The organism is Actinoalloteichus caeruleus DSM 43889 (genome assembly GCF_000429185.2).
Lineage (GTDB): Bacteria > Actinomycetota > Actinomycetes > Mycobacteriales > Pseudonocardiaceae > Actinoalloteichus_B > Actinoalloteichus_B caeruleus.
Map to the genome: position 1 here is coordinate 1,344,792 of NZ_AUBJ02000001.1, position 18,842 is coordinate 1,363,633.

Here is an 18,842-nt window from a genome sequence, read left to right on the forward strand (position 1 = left end):
GCACGCGGGGTGATCACGGTGTGGGCACGTAGAAGTGCAGGGGTGAGTTCGGCCGGAAACCGATGCGTCGGTAGACCGGCGCGCCGGCGGCGGTGGCGTGCAGGGTGGCGCGGGTGAGCCCGGTGGCGCGAGCACCCTCGTGGAGCGCCCTGCGCGTCACGGCCTCCCCGAAGCCCTGCCGCTGAGCCTCGGGCGCGGTGGCCACGAGGGCGACGAACAGCCGGCCCGCGCACTCCATCGTCGCCGCCGCGCTCACCGGAACCCCGTCCCGGAGGGCCAGGTAGGCGTGCACACCCGCCTTCCACAGCTCGGACCCGTTCAGCCCGTCCCGGCCGTCCTCGAGGGCGAACCCGTAGGCACGGGAGTTCAGGTCCGCGTACGCCTCGAGCTGCTCGTCGGTGGTCACCCGCTCGAAGGTCAGACGCGGGTGCTCGGGTGCCGCCCCGTCCGGGACGTCGGCGCTCATCCCCATCCCGGAGAACGCGCGGGTCAGCCCGGCGCGGTCGGCCGCCTCGGGCAGCGCCCGGCGCGCGGCGTCGTCCAGCAGGTCCTCGAACAGCCACAGGTGCCCCGGACGGGACTTCCCGCGCATGATCCGCGCGGCCTCCCCCAACCGCTGGTCGAGCAACGCCGGGTCCACACCGACCTCGGTGAGGGTGAGGCAGTTCCAGAACGGGAAGCGCGACTCGGCCCACCGGACGGCCACTCCGGGGAGGTCCCGGACGTCGGCCGTCGGACTGGCGTCGAGCACCAGGCCGCGCCAGGCGGTGGCCAACTGCTCCACCGACTCCACCGTGTCCTCCAGCGTCTCGGTCATCCACCCAGATTCCCACCACGCGGCGGGCTGGCGGGCTCGCTCGTCGATCATGACCGCAATGCCCGACACGGTCCACCTGATCGGGTGAGGCGCGGGTCCCGCCAGGACGAAGCTCCGGCGGCTGGTGACCGCCGAGTCCCTGCCGACGAGGCGGCTCCTCGCATGCCGGCGCCCTCGGCCTCGACCACTCCCGTCGGGAGAACGGGCCAGACCTGCGGGCACCGTGTGCTCCCGCGACACATGCCGGGAGGACCAGCGCCCGGCCCCTGCCAGGCCGCTGCCCGCCTGGTGCTCGTTCCCCCGGCGTCGGCCCACCCGCCGATCGGGCCCGGGGGGGCCGGGCGGAGCACGGGCGTTCAGGCACCGGCGCTCCCGGCGTTCGCGGGTGTCGGGCGCTCGGGTTCGTGGCCCTCGGCCGCCCGCTGGCGGACGGTGCTGTTCGGGGTGTTCGCGGGCGGCGCACCGGGCGGCGCCGTCCTGCCCGTGCGCTCCCCCAGCGCACGGCCACGCCCGCCCTGGCCGGGGCACGGGGAGCTGGCGGGTGTCACCCGAACCAGGGGCCGGCAGCGGTGGGTGGCAGCGCGCACCCAGCCGTGGCGGAGAACGGGCTGATCCGCAGGGCCGCTGCGCAGAAGCGTGGGCAGCGGGTGACGTGGTGGTCAGGCCGGGAGCGCGACCGCCGCCAACGCGGCGCGCAGCCGTTGGAGGTCGGCGGGCGGTGCGGGGAGCAACGGACGGCGCACCGTGGCGTGCGGGATCACCCCGAGCTCGACGAGCGCGGCCTTGGCCATGATCGCGCCCTGCGAGGTGCGCATCACCGCGTCCGCGAGGGGGAGCAGCCCGGACTGGAGCTCCCGCGCACGGGTGAGGTCTCCGGTGTGGACGGCTCCTAGGAGCTCGGCGTTGCGGCCGGCCGCGACATTGCCCACCACGCTGACCACACCCACCGCCCCGCACGCGAGGTAGGGCAGGTTCAGTTCGTCGATGCCGCAGTAGTAGGCCAGCGACGTACCGGCCATGACGGTCATCGCCTCGAACAGGTCCCCCTTGGCGTCCTTGACCGCGCGGATCAGGGGGTGGCCGGCGAGTTCCACCAGCGTCGCGGCTTCCAGCGCGGTCCCGGTGCGCGCGGGGACGTCGTAGAGCATCACCGGGAGGCCGGTGGCCTCGGCGACCTCCGTGCAGTGGGCGACGACCCCGGCCTGCGTCGGCCTGGAGTAGTAGGGGCAGACGAGCAGCAGCGCGTCGGCTCCGGCGGCTTCTGCCTGCCGTGCCTGGCGCACGCTGGCGGCGGTGTCGTGGGTGCCGACCCCGGCGATCACCCGAGCCCGGCTCCCGGTCCGGGCGGCCACGGTCCGCACCAGCCAGGCGGTCTCCGCGTCGGTGAGGGTGGGGGCCTCACCGGTGGTCCCGCCGACGACGATCCCGTCGCACCCGTTGTCCACCAGGTGGTCGACCAGCGTGAGGAGAGCGGGTTCGCTGATCGCCCCGTCGGGGCGCATCGGCGTCACCATCGCGACGAGGTTCGTGCCGAACACGAGGTGGGCGGGGATCGACGGGTCGGTCATGCCTCGATCCTGTCGATGCCCATACCTGCGGTCCAGCGAGGGTTTCTTGCCGGTACCGCGTAGCATCCCTTCGTGATCGACGTCGTTGGCCTGCGGGCGCTGCGGTCGGTGGCCGCTCTCGGCAGCCTGGTGCGCGCGGCCGACCAGCTCGGGTTCACGGCCTCCGCGGTTTCCCAGCAGATCAAGCGGTTGGAACGCCAGCTCGGGGTCCCCGTGCTCTCCCCGGCTGGCCGAGGGGTGGTGCTCACGCCGGCCGGGCAGGCCCTCGTCGACCGCGCACCCGAGGTGTTCCAGGCGCTGGAACGGTGCGCCGACGCCGCCCAGTCGGTGGCGGACGGCGCTCCACGCGGGGTGATCCGGGTGGTCGCCTTCTCCACCGCCGTTCGAGGACTGCTCGCCCCCGCCCTCCCCCGTCTGTCGTCGAACTGCCCCGACCTCCGGCCGAGGATCACCGAACAGGACCCCGAGGAGGCCCTGCACAGCGTCGACGCCGGTACGGCCGATCTCGCCCTGGTCCACGACGCCGACGGGTTGCCGACCGCGCTGCCGCCCTCCCTCGTCCAGCGCCACGTCCACACCGACGTCGGCGACGTCGTCATGCACCGGACGCACCCGCTCGCGCGGTGCGACGCGCCCCTCGCGGAGACCGACCTGGCGAGCCACAGCTGGGTGACGAGCCCGCCCGGCACCGTCTGCCACCAGTGGTTCCGGCGGCTGTTCGCCCAGGCACCCGAGGAGCCCGACGTGCGGCACCTGATCGACGACTTCGCCACCCAGCTGTCCCTGGTCTCATCCGGTGAGGTCGTCGCGCTGGTCCCTCGCCTGGCCCGCCCTCCGCTGGGGGCGGAGCTGGTAGCCCGCCCGCTGCGGCGGCAACCGAAGCGTGAGGTCCATGCGGCGTGGCGGCGCAGCGCCGACACCAGCCCGGCGATCCGCGCGCTGCTCGCCGAACTGGGGTTTCCGGATTCGGGCCGGCCACGGTAGTTGGATGTCGAATCGGGTGGGCACGGTCAGGCCGCCCCGGCGGTGTGGTGTTCCGCGTTCGTGAGGAAGCCGGCCTGGCACCTCTCGCTCGTTCACATCCACTGCCCCGCGCCCCCTCCACTGAGGTCGATGTTCCTCACGGGGCCACCGGTCGACCACCGTGGTGTCGTCAGAGCAGGACGGAACGAGGGCGTCCGGTCACGGCGGACAACCGACGCCTGACCGGGGGTGGGTGGGTGGGTGGTGTCGACGGTTCGCGAGGAGGCGCGGGCGGACGATTGGGGGATTGGTTCGTTCGGGACTGAAGGCACGGAACGTGTCATCGTGTGTGGGCGCTCAGGGGCCTGTCTCGGTACGGACTGGTTCTCCGCGAGTCCGTACCGCCCGGCAGTCCGATCACACTGGCGATCGGTCCCGAGGCGGTGTCGAAAACCCGAGCGGGGAACCGCTCCGCGCCCCGTGGCGACGTGCCACGAGAAACGGAGCGGCGCCCGTTCCGGCGGCCCACTCCCCCTCGGCGGGGCGAGGACCTCCGCCCTGAGCTCACGACGTCCTTCCCGGATGCGACCTGGAGCCGATCCTCGGACCGGCGCCAGCACGTGGGGACCTCCGGCGTCAGTGCCGCGCGGCGGTTCGGGTGCGGCGCTCGCCGTCCCAGGGTCCGACCAGGCGGGTCACGGCCGGAAGCCCCCGTTCCCGCCCGCCGCGCACCCGCGTCACAGGGAGCAGGTGGCGCCTTCCGCTGGCACCTGGAGGTTGATCAGGTACTCGGCGGCGATCTCGTCGACGCAGGGATTCGTTCCCAAGTTGACGATGCCGTGCCCCTCCCCTTCGACGGTGAGCAGCGCGCTGCCGAGGCTGTCGGCGAGCACCTGGGCTCCGGCGTGGGGCGTGGTCGGGTCGCCGGTGATGGAGACGACGAGGGTGTCGGGCAGCCCCTCGATGTCCTGGGCGTAGGGGAACCCGAGGTTCGGTTCGGCGGGCCAGTGCTCACAGGTGTCGCGGGCTCCGCCGGTGACGTCGACGCCGGGGTCCATGAAGGGCGCGGCCTCGTGGATCGCGGTGCGCAGCCGTCCACCTTCCTCCGGGGTGAGCCGGTCCTCGTCCAGGCAGTTGATGGCGTAGTTGGCCTCGGCGAAGTTCGTCCAGCGGCCCTCCGGGTCGCGGCCGCCGAAGTCGTGGTTCATCTGGAGCAGCTCGTCGCCCCGTCCGTCCTCGATCTCGGCGATTCCAGCGATGATCCGGGGCCACGCGTCCTCGGTGTACAGGCCGGTGATGACGCCTCCGATGGCCTCGTCGAAGCCGAGTTCCGCGTCGAGCGCGGGCACGGGGTCGACGTACAACGGCTGGACGAGGTCCTGGAACACCTCGGTCGCTCGGTCCGGGTCGGGACCGAGCGGGCAGTCCTCCCGCTCGGCGCAGCGCGCGGCCATGCGGTCGAAGGCGGCCTGGAATCCGGCGTAGGCGCTGACCCGCCGTTCGACGGTGCCCTGTGTGGGGTCACCGGCGCCGTCCAGCAGCATGGCCCGCACGTTCTGGGGGAACTGTTCGGCGTACACCGCGCCGAGGCGGGTTCCGTAGCTCTGCCCCAGGAAGGTGAGTTCGTCGTCGCCGAGGACGGCGCGCAGCACGTCGATGTCGCGGGCCGCGTCCCGGGTGCCGACGTGGGCGAGGACGTCGAGCCCCCCGGAGCCTTCCGCGCACCGCTCGACCAGCCGTCGGGTGTCCTCCTCGGTGAACTGGGCCGTCGTGCCCTGCGCGGTGAGGGGGACCGCGCCGCGGTCGGCCTCCTCGTCGGAGTAGCAGTCGATCGCGGGGGTCGAGGCGCCCACGCCACGCGGGTCGAGGCCCACCAGGTCGAACCGTTCGGTCAACGGGCTGTCCTTGAGCGTCAGCGCCGCGAAGGCGGCGCCGAACAGTCCCGATCCGCCTGGCCCGCCGGGGTTGGTCACCAGTGAGCCCACCGCGTCGCCGGAGGCGGGCAGCCGTAGGACGGCGACGTGGATGGTCCGGCCGCCGGGTTCGTCGTAGTCCAGCGGCACCTCGAGGCGCGCGCACTCCAACCCGTCGCTGAGGGCGTAGACGCTGGACTCGGTGGAGGTCGTCGCGTACTCGTCGCACTCCTCCCAGGCGAGTTCCTGGTCGTGGAACGCCTCGAGACCGGAGGGTGTTGGCGAGGTGGGAGGGGCGGACGGTTCGGATTCCGGGGCGACGCAGCCGGCGAGTGGCACGAGTAGCGCGGTCGTCGCGACGCCGACCCTCGCGCGGGCGGAGGAGCGTGGGTGCAAGGGGATCCTTTCCTCGGTCGACGGCGCGTGGCGCGTCGAGGTGGGGTGTTCCTGGCCGTGGACGCGGGGACCGGGGGCGGCTGCCGGTGCGCTCGCGGCGGCGGACGCCTCAGCGTGCGGTGCGTGCTTCGGCCCGGTTGGACTGGCGCGGGTGGGCGCGCCACCCGCATCACGCTGGCGTGGTCGCCGTACCCGCCGCCGGGGTGGGCTGGACGGGATCAGGTCGTGGCGCGTGTGACGAGGACGACGATCTCGATGGCCTGACCGGCCCCGAAGCTGGGGGCAGCGTGCTCACCGCCTCCCGGCCCTGCCGGCCCAGGTCGTTGAGGTCACGTTCGATGCGTTCGTAGTCGAAGCCCTTCATGCTGAGCGGGTAGGAGCGGGTCCGGTACGCCCGGAGCCGGGTCATCGCGTGTCCTCATCGGTTCTGGGAGCGAGCCGGCGGTGCGCGCTCCTGGTGGGTGGTGGAACCGGCAGGTGAGCACGGGCGTCCTGGGCGTCGGGTCCCGTCGGACGGCCGGGCCGACGGTGGGCGGGAAGGTGCCTTGCCGCGGGGATGTCGAGGCCAGGCGTGGTGACGGGGCGAGGTCGCCGCGCTCCTCCGGTCGCCCCGGCGCGGCTGGTCAGGCCTCGGGGCTGGAGGTCGGCCCACGGGGTGGACGTCGTTGGTCCGGGCGGTCGATGGGCGTGAACGCCGGGGCCGGCCGGGGCGGCCGGCGACGGGGACTGGCCCCTTCACGGGGTTTCCGGTCCCGGGGCCGGTGCCGAAGGCGTGCGACAGGTGCCCGCGTCGGCGGGCGTCACGTCCCCGCACGCGTCGCGGGAGCGTTGTCCTGCCGTCGGGCGGGCGCGGACCACGGGGCCCGCTGGTGCGCGGCGACGGGTGTCGCGCGCCCGGGCAGCCGGTCCCACCGTCGTGGCCGACCGGTGCTCGTGGGCCGGAGGCGGCGGCTCCCCGTGGGTGGTCGCGTCGTACGGCGCGTGGTGGTGGTCATGCCCCCATCCCAGCCGTCGGGCCGCTCCCCCGGCAGTGTGGCCGCGTCATGATCTGGCCGTGACATCTCGAGGGTCGAGGCGTGACGTGATGTCACTGGTGGGTGGCACGGAGCTCGACTCGCCCCAGGCCATCAGTGTCATCCGGGCCAGCTGACCCCGTCACCGCGCGGCTGGCCACCCCGCTCCACCTCGGGTCGCGCCGCTCAGCGGTCCGGGGCGGCGCGATGCCAGCGTGCGCCAGCCAAGCTCCCCGCGTCGCCGCTGCGGAACGGCGGTCGACCAACCCCGGGCCGATCACGTTGCGTGACGTCGAGTACTCGTGGTCCACCGCCGCGCCCCCGGGTGGACCAGCCCACCTCGCCGGAGGGCCCGAACCGAGCCGGGCACCGGGCGGCAGGCCACACCCGACCGGCCGTGGGATCCGGCATTCAGGCGTTTCTCCGCCTTCCCACCGTTTTCACCCTTCAGTGTGGTGTCCATTCTTTCACTACTCGCGGTGGTCCTTTTCTGGAATAGTCGTCCCCGTCGCCGAGGAGCACCAGATCCGCAATCGCGGCGAAGTTTCGGGTTTCTCGTTCCCCTTCCGCGGTGGGCGAGACCGAGGAAAGGTGACCGTTCGATGCGGAAAGAAGCGGTGAGCCGGATCAGGCTCGTCTTCGACCTGCTCGACACCAATGGTGACGGCCATGTGGAGTCCGGTGACTTCGAGCTCATGGCCGACCGGGTCGTCCAGGCCTCTCCCGACATCAGTGACGCGGCCGGTGAGACGCTGCGATCGACCTTCCACGGGTTCTGGCGCGCGCTGGTCACCGAGCTGGACAGCGACGGCGACGGCAGGGTGAGCTTCGACGAGTACGCGGTATGCGTGCTGTCACCGGACCGTTTCCACGCTCCCATCAGCGCCTTCGCGGCAGCGCTCGCCGGCCTTGGTGACCGCGACCAGGACGGGCTTGTCACACGTCCCGACTTCGTCGCGCTCATGCGGGCAATCGGATTCGAGGAGGGCAGGATCAACGCCCTCTTCGACGACCTCCAGCCCACGGCCTCGGACCGGATACCGGCGGCGACGTGGGTGGAGGCCGTCATCGACTTCTACAGCCCGACCAGGAGCGGTGTCGCGGGCGACCGCCTCGTCGGCGACTCCGCCGCGCCCTGATCCGTGGAACGGAACGGAGATATTCCCATGACTCCAGTGGTCGGACTCGCCGTCGGGCGGGGAACGGGCCCAGAACTGGCGTCCGCATTCGAGCGCGTACTCCTCACGCTCGCCGAGATGAATTCGGTTGGCGTGCGCATCGAACGGTCGCCGCGCCGCTACCATTCCTATGTCTCCCTCCGCGATGAGGGCGATGCCGAGCGGATCCGCGGGCTCACGCACGAGGACGCGGAGCACTACGAGGAGTTCTGCCGCACCCAGGCCCAGCTCGGAACCAGGGTGATCTTCCGGACGGCGATCAACGCCCAGTCGCTGTACCTGGTCCGGCAACGGTTGCACGCGGTCAAGGTCGACCTCATCGCGGACCAGGGCACCTCCCTGTTGCTGGTCCGGGACCAGACACAGGGTTTCTACAGCGGCGAGAACACCCACACCCCGGGCGCCGTCCAGCGGACGATGACCTTCAGCAAGGAGACCACGGAGACGATCATCAGGTTCGCCCTGCGGCGCGCACGCCGGCAGTGGCCCGACGAATCGGCCGATCGCATCGTCATGGCGTACAAGTTCCACCTGCTCGACGGCGCGCTCGGTGAGTGGGTCGCCGAGATCGCGGGGCGGCTCGGCGTGGACATCGGGTTGTTCCAGCCGGACACCGTGAACCGGAACCTGATCGAGCAGGGGTTGCCGGGGCGCACGCTGGTCATCGCCGGGAACGAGTGGGCAGACATCATGCACGTCGTCCTGCTGGACCGCTTCGGCTTCGAACGGCAGGAGAACCGGTGCACCGAGAACGTCTACCTGCACCCCGACGTCGAGGGGTTGGTGGAGTACCAGACGGTGCACGGTTCGGCCGATGACCTGGCTGGGCGGGACAGGGTGAACCCGGTCGCCACGATCCGGGCGGCCTCGGCGATCGCCGAGGAGCACGTCGGCTGCCAGGGCGCGGTGGCGGCGGTGGACGGGGCGCTGGCGGCGCTGCTGGACAGGGGCGTGAGCACGCCCGACCTCGGTGGTCGGCACTCGACGACGGAGGTGGTGGACGCACTGCTCGAGGAGCTCGGCGCGCGGGGGCCGCCGGTTCGTCCCCGTTGGCGGCCGTGGCGGCCGAGGAATGACCTCCTCGGCCGGCACCGCGCTGGTCGTCATGGACATGCAGAACGACTTCTGCGTCGGCCCGGGCGTGGAGTCGCGGTTCGGTGGGAGGCTCGACGTCCTCAGCGCCGCGATCACGGGCACCGTCCGGGCGGTGGCGGCCGCGAGGGCGCGCGGAACGGAGGTCGTCTTCGTGCGCCTCCACGGCGACGTGGCGTTCCAGGGGCCGAGTTGGCGCCGGAGGAATCTGCTGCTGGACAAGCCGACCAAGTGTCGGGCAGGCTCCTGGGGAGCGGATTTCCACGCGGTCTCACCGGAACCGGCGGACCGTGTCTTCACCAAACGAGCCTGTTTCGACGCCTTCCTCAGTGACGGGTTCGCCGACCACCTCGCGCGTCAGGGGACCGAGCACCTGGTGTTCGTCGGACTCTACGCCGACGTGTGCGTGGACTCCACCGCGCGGACGGCGTTCCAGCGCGGTCTCCACGTCACCGTGCTGACGGACTGCACCACCAGCCTGCACCTGCCGGACGAGACGACCTTCCGGTTCATGAGAACCGTCTACGGGGCGCGCACCACCTCCCACGACAGGCCGGAGGTGTGGTCGCCCCCCTTGAGCGAAGTGAGGACACGTGACCAGCACCCAACAGCCGGGTACGGGCGTGGAGAGCGGAGTCGGTCTGACGGCCTTCATGGTCGCCGCGGCACGGGCGATGGAGACCCACCGCACCGACTCGTTGGCGAGTGACCCCTACGCGGAGCACTTCGTCCGGGCCGCCCCGGCCTGCGCGGACTGGCCGCTGCGCATCGAACACGCGCCCGGGGGTGACGCCAACCCGCTGTGGGGGCGGCTCGGCCGGTACTTCGGCCTGCGGACCAGGGTTCTCGACGACTTCGTCGCGCGGGCGCTCGGTTCGGGTACCCGGCAGGCGGTCCTGCTCGGCGCTGGCCTGGACTCGCGGGCGTTCCGGCTGGACTGGCCCACGGGGTGCGTGGTGTTCGAGCTCGACCAGCCGACGGTCCTGGGGTTCAAGCAGGATGTGCTGGACGGGATCGGAGCCACCCCGAGGGCGTCCAGAAGACCCCTGGGTTGTGATCTGCGGGATGACTGGGCGCCCATGCTGCTCGACGCGGGTTTCGACCCCGCCCTGCCCACGGTCTGGTTGGCCGAGGGGCTGTTGCTCTACATCCCGGCCGACGGCGAACGGAGGCTCATCGAGACCATCGACCGGCTGAGCGCACCGGGGAGCGCCCTGGCCTTCGAGATCAAGCGGGGAACGGAGCTCCCGGAGGTCCGTGAGAGCGCCATCTACACCTCGACGAGGCACCAGATCGGTGTCGACCTGGTCGGCCTGTTCGAGATGGAACGGAAACCCGACTCGGCCGGTCACCTGCTGGCGACCGGCTGGTCGGTGGACGTCACGACCCCGTTCGACTTCACCCGCCGGCTGGGTCGCGGGCCGCTGCCCGAAGCGCGGGACGCGCTGGCGAGCAACAGGTGGGTCTTCGGGAGCCGGGGCTGAGCACCGCTCCCGCCCGTCTCGTCGTCCGGCCACCGGCACGGTCCGAGGTGGCGGAGGGCGGGCCGGATCCTCGGTGGCCTCGCCGTGCGGCCGAACGGCGAGGCGCGACCGTTCCTTGGGAGTCGTCGTTGCGCCGCCACGGACCCGGGGCTTCGGCGTGCCCCTCCCGCTGCTCCACGTGACGGCGCACGTGGTCCGACCACCCGAGCTCACCGGTCGTTCCCGGTCCTGAGGTGGGTGGGTCAGGTCAGGTCCACGCCCGCCCAGGTAGCTCGGATCGGCGAGGGGTCGTCGCGCACCACCGGGTCGGCGTCGAAGCACATGGTGGTTCGACGTGCCGGTTCGTAACGTGGCCAGGGCACCTCACCCGTGGCGGCGAACCGGACCCAGGTCGAGTGCATGTGGTCCGCGAGCGGCTGGGGCGGGTTCGGGCCGGTGACCCACCGCATCACGGGGTCGTCCAGGAGGTCGAAGACGAACGGGATCTCCAGGAAGTGGCAGGCTCCGAGGTGGCCGTCGAACTGGGGCGAGCGCCAGGTGAACTCGTACATGTGGGTGCGGGCGGCCGCGTCAACTCGTGCTTCGGCGAGCCGGATCGCCGGTATCCGGTAGAACCAGTCCCCCTGGAGGATCGCGAGGAGCTCGCCGGGGGTCGCGTCGGGGTACGCGGTCCGGTAGTCGGTGGCGGCGCTGTCGGGTAGCCGGTAGAGCCGCAGCGCGTCGAGGAACGCGGCGTCGGTGACCGAGTCGAGCCCGGCGAAGGGCACCAACGAGAGGCGTCCCTCCTCGGCGTTCTGCCCGATGAGGACGTCCACGTCACTTCCCGCTCCCGACGCGATCGCCTCGAGGGGAACGCGGGGAAGGGTGACGCCGTCGACCGTGGGCCGCCACATGTTGACCCGTGCCCCGGGTTCGGCACCCCACCGCTGGGGGTCGGGCGTGCGGGCGAGGTCCCCTGCCACGGACAGCTGGGCGGCGAGGAGGCGATCCACTCCGGCCTCGGCGACGGCTTCGCGGGTGGGGGCGACCCCGAGCATGTCGGCGACGCGGTGACCGATCTCCCGACCGGTGTCGAGGGAGTAGCAGAGGTTACCGGCTCCGCTCTGCATGATGGCGCGGCGGAACAGTCCCCTGGCGTTGGGCATCGTGAGCAGGGTGCCGACGCTCATCGCTCCGGAGGACTGCCCGAAGACGGTGACGTTGTCCGGGTCGCCGCCGAAGGCGGCGATGTTGTCGTGCACCCATTCCAGGGCGGCGATCTGGTCGAGCAGCCCGACGTTGGCGATGTCGTCGTCGAGGACGAGGAAGCCCTCCGCGCCGAGCCGGTAGTTGATGGCCACCAGCACGACTCCGTCGCGGGCGAAGCGGCTCCCGTCGTAGATGACGTTGTTGCCGGTGTCGAAGCCCCCACCGGGGATCCACACCATGACTGGTTGCCGGGCGTCCCCGGGTTGGCTGGTCCAGACGTTGACGTTGAGGTAGTCGGCGCCGGCGACGGTGGGGAGGAACGCGTCGAGGGGCGGCGGCGTCGGGAGTTGTGGAGGTGTGGGGCCGTCGGCACCAGCGTCACGCACTCCGGCCCAGGGCGGCGCCGGGTTCGGTGGCAGGAATCGGTTCGGGCCGCTGGGTGCGGCGGCGTAGGGGATCCCGAGGAAGCGGTGCACGCCGTTCTCGTTCCTGCCGCGCACCCTGCCGGCCCGCGTCGTGACCACGGCCCCCTCGGAGGAGGAGTCCTGGTCGGTGCCGCTCGGCGGGTGGTGCCGATCTCTCACGTGCTGTCCTCTCGGTGTGGGGCGACGGCGGGGCGGGGCGTGCCGTCCTGGCCCACGGCCATCGTCGCACCGCGTTGGGGACCGGTCGACCAGTGTTCTACCGGGGCCGAATGGCGGGTCGGCGCCCTCCGTTCGGACGAACGCGCGGGGTTCACCCGAGGTCGATGTCAGCTCCTCGCCCAGGGACCGATGTGTACACCGCCACGGGTCCGGGTAGCCCGGACACGGTTCGCCCGACGAACGCGTGGATGGTGTCGCGACCACGAGGCACAAACACAACCCTATGGTTGGTAAATGTCCAACAGATCTTTCTCCGCGACAACCTTGTCCTTCCAGGTGCGTCTGGATGGGTGAAGGGACACGACAGACAGGAGGACCTGCGATGATGCGACGTCCTGGTGTGCTCATTCCCGCCGTCCTCGCCTTCGGCGGGGTGTTCCTGGTCGGGTGCGGGGAGGGCTCCGGCGACCAGGAGCCGACCAGTCCCGGCGACGGCGTCGACGCGACGACCGGGTCCGGGCTGGACGAACCGACGACGGACCCGGGCCTCGGGGCGCCGACGTCGGGGTCGGCCACCTCCGGGGCGGGAACCGCCGAACCGGGGGCGGGCGGAGCGGCCGACGATGGCGCGACGTCGGCGACCGACGACCTGGAACGGGTGGACTGCGGCGAGATCGAGACCGACACCGGCGCGCACCGGCTGATCGCCATGCCCACGGTCGGCGGCCGGGTGGGCTGCACCGAGGCGTTCAACGTGATCGACGAGTTCCTCTCGCTGCCGGACGAGGAGAAGGCCGAGGCAGCCCTCGGGAACGTGGACGTCTCCCACGGCTGGTCGTGCACCGTCGACGACGGTGAGACGGCCGGGATCGCCTGCGTCAAGGGCTCGGCCGGCGACGACTACGAGTTCGCTTTCCACACCGAACCCTGATCCCCCGCCACGCCCCGTTCCCGCCCGGGTTCGACGAACGCGGCTCGGGCGTGGGCGACCGCGCGGATGGCGTGGGGCGGGTGGCCCGGCGGCGCGGGACGGAGCGGCCCCCGGGGCCACCCCACGGCCGGGTCACCCGCCGGGTACGGGTGGTCCGGAGGTCAGCCGTTCGTCTCCTCGACGAGCCACCGGTCGGCGGCACGTCCGGAGGTCAGCCGGACGACGCGCACCCCGCTCCTCCGCAGGGCCGCGAGCCTCCCCGGCAGTTCCGCCTGGTGCGCGCGCTGGGACCGCACCGCCCACACGAGCAGGGAGTGCCGGCCGAACAACGCCGACCAGTCCTCGCGGTTGCCCGCCCACAGTTCGGTGCGGTGCCGGATCCGCCGGACGGTGCGGCGCAGGATCCTGGGGAGGATGACGGCCAGGGGCAGGTCCAGCCACACCACGAGGTCGGCCCGGGGCCAGAGGGTGTCGGCGACCCGGTCGATGTAGTTGCCGTCCACGACCCAGGCGGGCCGGTCGCGCAGCTCGGCGATGTCGGCGGCGAACTCCTCGGTGGGGCGGGGAGTCCAGTGGGGACCGTGGTGGAGCGCGTCGAGTTCGACGTGGTCGATCCCGAGTTCCCTCGCGAGCCTGGTCGCCAGGGTGCTCTTGCCGGAACCACTGGTACCGAGCACGACGATCCGCCTCGGGCGTGCCGTCTCCTCGTGCCCCCCGGTGCGTTCGGGACTCTCCGCCATCGGTCCGTTCTCCCCCTCGTCAGCGCAGCCGGCAGCCTAGCGGGTCGGCTCCCTGACCCCGATGGCTCCCACGCACGGGATCTCCGAGCACGCCGGCGGTGAACGGCGGGCCGGTGCTCGGCCCCAGCGAGGCGTCCGATCGATGCGGACACCAGCCCAAAAAATCTTGCCAGTCAGGAAATTTTTCCTCTTCGGCAACTTTTGCTACGGTGTCGTCCGTGAGCACGACCGAAGGCGGGCTGCGGGAACGCAAGAAGCGGGAGACACGCCTCGCACTGAGCCAGGCGACCATTCGCCTGGCCCTGGCACACGGGCTGGAGAACGTGTCGGTGGAGGACATCGCGGCCGAGGCGAACGTCTCGGAACGCACCTTCCGCAACTACTTCTCCAACAAGGCCGAGGCCGTGGTGGCCAACCACGTCGAACGCGGTCGGCGGACCGCGGCGGCCCTGCGGGCACGGCCAGCCGACGAACCGCTCTGGGACGCGCTGGTCCACGCGGTCGTCGAACAGTTCGAGCCCCCAGGAGGGACACCGCCGAGGCCGGACGACGCCTACGCCTCGGCACTGCGCGCGCTGCTCGCCACGCCCGCGGTCCAGCACGAGGTGTTCCGCGCGCACGCCACCTCGCAGCGGGAACTCGCGGCCGCCGTGGCCGAGCGCACCGGCACCGAGCCGGAGGACCTGTACCCGGGCACCGTCGCCGCCGTCGTCGGCGCCGGGCTCGGCTCGGCGCTGACGCACTGGACCCGTGATCCTCGGCAGTCGCTCGTCGCGTTGCTCCGCGAGGTCTTCGACCAGATCCGCACAGGTATGCCGGCGCCCAGCCGGAACCCGCCAGGCCGAACCCTCGGCGCCTCCGCCGAACCCGGTCCGACGCCGCGGCGCGAGACGGAGGGAAACCCATGAACGACGTGGTCATCGTTGGCGGCGGCCCCAACGGACTGATGCTCGCCTGCGAGCTCGCCCTCGGAGGCGTCCGCCCGGTGGTGTTGGAACGCCGCACCGAACCGAATCCGGAACCCCGGTCGAACGGGCTCGTCGGGCAGGTCGTCAGGATGGTGGACCGCCGGGGGCTGTTCGAACGGCTCAGCGGCCAGCCCGGCCCGCCACGGGCCCACCGGGGGCACTACGTGTTCGGGGCGTTACCGCTCGACCTGGGCCTGGTGGAGGACAGCCCGCTCCACACCCTCCCGGTGCCGGAACGGGACCTCGTGGGCGTGCTCGAGGACCGCGCCCGCGAATTGGGCGTCGACATCCGCCGGGGGCACGAGTGCACCGGCCTCGTCCAGGACGACGACGGCGTCACCCTCGCCGTCGACGGTCCACGAGGTGCCCACGAACTGCGGGCCAGGTACCTCGTGGGGGCCGACAGCGCGCACAGCGCGGTCCGCGAGGCCGCCGGGATCGGGTTCCCGGGTGTCACCCACGACAGGACCACCACGCGCACGGCGCACGCCACGGTGCCGCCGGAGTGGGTGGACGCGGCGACCGGCGTCCTGACCGTGCCTGGTCACGGTGCCGTCCCGCCGTTCCTGCCGGCCCGCACGGCCCACGGCGGTTTCACCTACGCGCCGCTCCCGGGGCGCCCCCCGCTGATCGCCACCGTCGAGTGGGACGGGCCGGACATCGACGTCCCCATGAGCCTGGAGGAGATGCGGGCCAGCGTGCGCAGGGTGCTGGGTACCGACGTTCCCCTCCAGTCGCCGGCTGGCGAGGGGCCACACCTGCTGCGCCGGCTCCGGGGCGGCAACACCCGCGTCGCGGAGCGGTACCGGGCGGGCCGGGTGTTCCTCGTCGGCGACGCGGCGCACGTCCTCCCCGCCGGCGGAACGGGGCTGAACCTGGGCCTCCAGGACGCGATCAACCTCGGGTGGAAGCTCGCGGCTCGGCTCACGGGCGGGGTCGACGTGCTGGACACCTATGACACCGAACGCCGACCGCACGCCGACCGCGCCATCACCTTCTCGCAGGCCCAGGCGGCGTTGCTCGCGCCTGGCGACGACGTCACGGGCCTGCGCCAGGTGTTCGGCGAGCTGCTCACCCAACCTGGCGTCGTCCGGGTCCTCGCCGATCTCGTGGCCGGTTCGGACGTCCGGTACCCGGTGGCGGAAGGAGCCCACCCGTGGGCGGGGTGGGCCGCGCCGGAACTGGACCTGCGCACCTCGCGGGGAACGGTGCGGCTGTCCGAAATGGTCAGGGCAGCGCGTCCCCTGCTGCTGGACCTCACCGAGGGCGGTGAACTGGATGTCGCGGGAGTCGAGGTCGTGCGGGCCAGGGCGGACACCGACGTGACGGCTCTCCTCCTCCGACCGGATTCCTGGGTGGCGTGGGCGTCGAACGAGCCCCGGCCGGACCAGGAGGGCCCGCGGCACGCCGTCGACCAGTGGTTCGCCGCCGGCTGAGCGGGACGGCCGCGCCGGTCGACGGTGGGCGGCCCCGCCCACGGGCCGACCGGTACCACCTCTACCGTGCTCGGTCGTGACCGACGTCGACTCCCACCTGTCCCGGACCGCCACCGCCTACGACCAGCTGGCCGTGCCCTACGCCGAGTTCGCCCGCGACGCCTTGGCCGGCCTTCCGCTGGATCGCGCGGTGCTCGCCGCCTTCGCCGAACTCGTGCGGACCACGAGCCCGGGCCCGGTGGTCGAGCTGGGTTGCGGCCCCGGGCAGCTGACCGCGCACCTGCGGGAGCTCGGCCTGGACGTCTTCGGCGTCGACCTCTCCCCAGCGATGATCGACATCGCCAGCCGGGCGTATCCCGACCTGCGGTTCGACCTCGGGTCGATGGACCGCCTCGACCTGGCCGACGGGTCGGTGTCCGGCATCGTGTCCTGGTACTCGATCATCCACGCCCCGCCGGAGAGCGTTCCCGGGTACCTGGCCGAATTCGGTCGGGTGCTCGCCACCGGTGGTCACCTCCTCCTCGGCTTCTTCGAGTCGGAGGGCGACCCGGTGACCGCGTTCGACCACAGGGTCGTCACCGCCTACCGCTGGCCGGTCGACGAACTCGCGGAGCTGCTCGACCGGGCGGGCTTCCTGGAGGTGGGTCGGATGACGCGGGAGCCTGGCGAGGGTGAGCGGTTCCGCCGTGGCCATCTCCTGGTGCGGCGTGCCGCCGGGCGGGGGTGACCACCCGGCGGCACGTGCCGGCCCGGTGGACGCCCGGGGCGCCGTCACTCCGGCTCCTCCTGGTGGCGGAACGGAGCCGGGTCGGTCACCGGTCGGCGGTCGAGGACGAGATCGGCGAGCAGGGCGGCGGAACCAGGGCCGAGGATGAAGCCCTCCCCGCCGTGCCCGCAGCAGACGTACAGGTCGTCGTCGATCTCGTCGATGATCGGTCTGCCGGTGGGCGACAGGGGTCGGACGCCGGAGCGACGGCCGGCCACCGGGATGTCGGCGAGCGCGGGTACCAGGGTGGCGGCGCGGCGCAGGATGCGGCGGTCGAGATCGGCCGGTTCCGCCTGGTCCTCCGCCGTCCAGCTGGCGCCGACGAGAACGACACCGTCGGCGCGCTGGTGGACCAGGAGCCCGACCGCCGTCCCGGTCCTGGCTGGCCCGATGCTGACCTCGCCCAGGATGTGGCCGAGCAGTGGGGCGGTGGGAACCGTGCGCAGGAGGCGACCCCGCGACCCGGTCAGCCGCATGCGGTGCCCGAGCTGGGCGCACAGCTGTCGGGTGCCCAGTCCGGTGGTGAGGACGACGACGCGGTGGAGGCGGCCCGTGCCGTCGGTACCGCGCAACCGCCAGCGTCCGGGCTCGCGGAGGATGTCGACGACCGGGTCGTACTCCGACACGCGCACCCCGAGGGCCACCAGTTCGGCGTGCAGGGCGCGCGTGACCTCACGGGGGTCGATCCGCCTTGCCTCCGGCTGGTGCAGGGCCGCCCGGACGCCGGGGGCCAGCGCGGGTTCCAGGGCGGCGAGCTCGGGTCCGGCCAGGACGGTGCCGGGGCCGTCGAGGAGCGCGGCCGCCTCGGTCGCGGTCTCGGCGAGGACGAGCCGTCCGGTGGTCGTGCCGGGAGAGACCTCGTCGTAGGCGGTCAGGCTCGCCTTCCACAGGCCGGTCAGGGGCGCGGCCGGGGGGACGAGCTGCCCGTGGGCGGCGGCACTGGCACCGTCCCCGATCCCGGCGGCCGTGCGGAGGGTGACGGACAGGCCGGCGCGTGCCAGTGCACGGGCGGCGGAGAGACCGACCACGCCTCCGCCCACGACGACGGCCTCGGTCATGGCGCATCCCGCCGCGAGCGCGCGGATCGACGACGGCGATCCCGGTGCGGAGCCGAGCGGTGCCGGGGTTGCCCGTGCCGGTGGTCACCGCCGGGGGCGTGCCGAGCGGCCCGTGCCGCCGGGGCTCGCGTCGGCTCGCCGACCCCGTCGTCGTCCGGGCGACGCCGGGCGGGCGGTAACGGCGCGGTCGCCTTCCCGGTGACCATGACCGGTGGGGATTCCGGGACGTTGCCGTCGTGGGACGCCGACGCCGGCTGACACCGGGCCGGGAGCGGCGGCGGGAAGTGATCCGGCACGGTTTTCCTCGCCATGCCCCGCCGGAGAACTCGGAACACCGGTACACCGGCATACGGCGCCCCGATTCCCACCGCCCGCATTCGACCTCCCCGGTCGGGACCACCCAGGACTCTGCCACGAGCGGGAGAGCACCGGCAATCCCCCCATTCCCGCCGGGGAGCGGGAAGGACCGGAAATCGGACCGACGGCATTTCGCCGTGCGACGCGTTCCGTCCGCCCCTGGTGGTGGTGCCACGCTCCCCACTGGTCAGAGGTCGTGGCGCGAGGGCTTCCGCTCGACCGTCACGTGGGGATGACCAGGTGGTACGCGCGGCGCCGGGGCGCGCTGACCACCGGCCGGGGCGGGGTTGCGGGCACCGCGTCGGCTCGGCGGGACGGTGGCAGGCGGGGCAGGGGTTGGCCCCTTTGCTCCGAACGTGGGATTGACAGCGGCGGCCGCCGAATTCCGCG

The 18,842-nt window shown here is 72.7% G+C and carries 15 protein-coding genes and 1 pseudogene; 9 read left to right on the forward strand and 7 right to left on the reverse strand.

Going from position 1 to position 18,842, the window contains the following annotated elements; all coding sequences use genetic code 11:
• Nucleotides 1-13: 13 nt before the first annotated feature.
• The gene (locus G443_RS04495; RefSeq protein ID WP_026420352.1) at nt 14-817 is read right to left on the reverse strand and encodes a GNAT family N-acetyltransferase; all 804 of its coding nucleotides are present in this window, start codon (nt 815-817) and stop codon (nt 14-16) included.
• 659 nt (nt 818-1,476) lie between these two features.
• Complete coding sequence (dapA, locus tag G443_RS04500; protein ID WP_026420351.1) at nt 1,477-2,385, reverse strand: 4-hydroxy-tetrahydrodipicolinate synthase; 909 nt, start codon at nt 2,383-2,385, stop codon at nt 1,477-1,479.
• Between the two features lie 72 nt (nt 2,386-2,457).
• Between dapA and G443_RS04505 the strand changes: the two genes are divergently transcribed.
• Nucleotides 2,458-3,369: a LysR family transcriptional regulator gene (locus G443_RS04505; protein WP_026420350.1), complete on the forward strand. Its 912-nt coding sequence runs from the start codon at nt 2,458-2,460 to the stop codon at nt 3,367-3,369.
• 716 nt (nt 3,370-4,085) lie between these two features.
• On the opposite strand, the gene G443_RS04510 is transcribed toward G443_RS04505, so the two are convergent.
• Nucleotides 4,086-5,657 carry an alpha/beta hydrolase gene (locus G443_RS04510; RefSeq protein ID WP_245588933.1) on the reverse strand — a complete coding sequence of 524 codons (1,572 nt, stop codon included), beginning with the start codon at nt 5,655-5,657 and terminating at the stop codon, nt 4,086-4,088.
• Between the two features lie 169 nt (nt 5,658-5,826).
• The gene (locus tag G443_RS04515) at nt 5,827-6,066 is read right to left on the reverse strand and encodes a hypothetical protein (RefSeq protein WP_035292915.1); all 240 of its coding nucleotides are present in this window, start codon (nt 6,064-6,066) and stop codon (nt 5,827-5,829) included.
• Between the two features lie 1,206 nt (nt 6,067-7,272).
• On the opposite strand from G443_RS04515, the gene G443_RS04520 reads away from it, so the two are divergent.
• From G443_RS04520 to G443_RS04535, 4 genes and pseudogenes are all read left to right on the forward strand, one after another.
• Nucleotides 7,273-7,809: an EF-hand domain-containing protein gene (locus tag G443_RS04520; RefSeq protein ID WP_026420348.1), complete on the forward strand. Its 537-nt coding sequence runs from the start codon at nt 7,273-7,275 to the stop codon at nt 7,807-7,809.
• 729 nt (nt 7,810-8,538) lie between these two features.
• Nucleotides 8,539-8,793 (forward strand): annotated as a pseudogene (locus G443_RS04525) (isocitrate/isopropylmalate family dehydrogenase); the annotation flags it as partial.
• Nucleotides 8,794-8,959: 166 nt separating this feature from the next.
• Complete coding sequence (locus G443_RS04530; protein WP_253860293.1) at nt 8,960-9,649, forward strand: cysteine hydrolase family protein; 690 nt, start codon at nt 8,960-8,962, stop codon at nt 9,647-9,649.
• Nucleotides 9,534-10,424: a class I SAM-dependent methyltransferase gene (locus G443_RS04535; RefSeq protein ID WP_026420346.1), complete on the forward strand. Its 891-nt coding sequence runs from the start codon at nt 9,534-9,536 to the stop codon at nt 10,422-10,424. Before G443_RS04530 ends, G443_RS04535 begins: the two co-directional genes overlap by 116 nt.
• Nucleotides 10,425-10,666: 242 nt before the next feature.
• On the opposite strand, the gene G443_RS04540 is transcribed toward G443_RS04535, so the two are convergent.
• Nucleotides 10,667-12,196 carry a carboxylesterase/lipase family protein gene (locus G443_RS04540; RefSeq protein ID WP_026420345.1) on the reverse strand — a complete coding sequence of 510 codons (1,530 nt, stop codon included), beginning with the start codon at nt 12,194-12,196 and terminating at the stop codon, nt 10,667-10,669.
• A gap of 382 nt (nt 12,197-12,578) precedes the next feature.
• Here G443_RS04540 and G443_RS04545 point away from each other — a divergent pair, with 382 nt between their 5' ends.
• Nucleotides 12,579-13,127, forward strand: a complete 549-nt coding sequence (locus G443_RS04545) for a hypothetical protein (protein ID WP_155886257.1) — start codon at nt 12,579-12,581, stop codon at nt 13,125-13,127.
• A gap of 161 nt (nt 13,128-13,288) precedes the next feature.
• On the opposite strand, the gene G443_RS04550 is transcribed toward G443_RS04545, so the two are convergent.
• Nucleotides 13,289-13,867, reverse strand: a complete 579-nt coding sequence (locus G443_RS04550) for an AAA family ATPase (RefSeq protein WP_016700830.1) — start codon at nt 13,865-13,867, stop codon at nt 13,289-13,291.
• Between the two features lie 218 nt (nt 13,868-14,085).
• On the opposite strand from G443_RS04550, the gene G443_RS04555 reads away from it, so the two are divergent.
• The 3 genes from G443_RS04555 to G443_RS04565 all read left to right on the forward strand — a co-directional run bounded on the left by G443_RS04555 (nt 14,086) and on the right by G443_RS04565 (nt 16,998).
• Nucleotides 14,086-14,775, forward strand: coding sequence for an acyl-CoA-like ligand-binding transcription factor (locus G443_RS04555; protein WP_308208830.1), 690 nt, complete (start codon nt 14,086-14,088; stop codon nt 14,773-14,775).
• Nucleotides 14,772-16,271, forward strand: a complete 1,500-nt coding sequence (locus G443_RS04560; RefSeq protein ID WP_016700828.1) for an FAD-dependent monooxygenase — start codon at nt 14,772-14,774, stop codon at nt 16,269-16,271. Before G443_RS04555 ends, G443_RS04560 begins: the two co-directional genes overlap by 4 nt.
• Nucleotides 16,272-16,347: 76 nt before the next feature.
• On the forward strand, nt 16,348-16,998 hold the full coding sequence (locus G443_RS04565) for a class I SAM-dependent methyltransferase (protein ID WP_016700827.1): 651 nt from the start codon (nt 16,348-16,350) through the stop codon (nt 16,996-16,998).
• A 44-nt stretch (nt 16,999-17,042) separates the two neighbouring features.
• Here the strand turns inward: G443_RS04565 and G443_RS04570 are convergent, their stop codons facing one another.
• Nucleotides 17,043-18,095, reverse strand: coding sequence for an NAD(P)/FAD-dependent oxidoreductase (locus tag G443_RS04570; protein ID WP_026420342.1), 1,053 nt, complete (start codon nt 18,093-18,095; stop codon nt 17,043-17,045).
• Nucleotides 18,096-18,842: the final 747 nt, after the last annotated feature.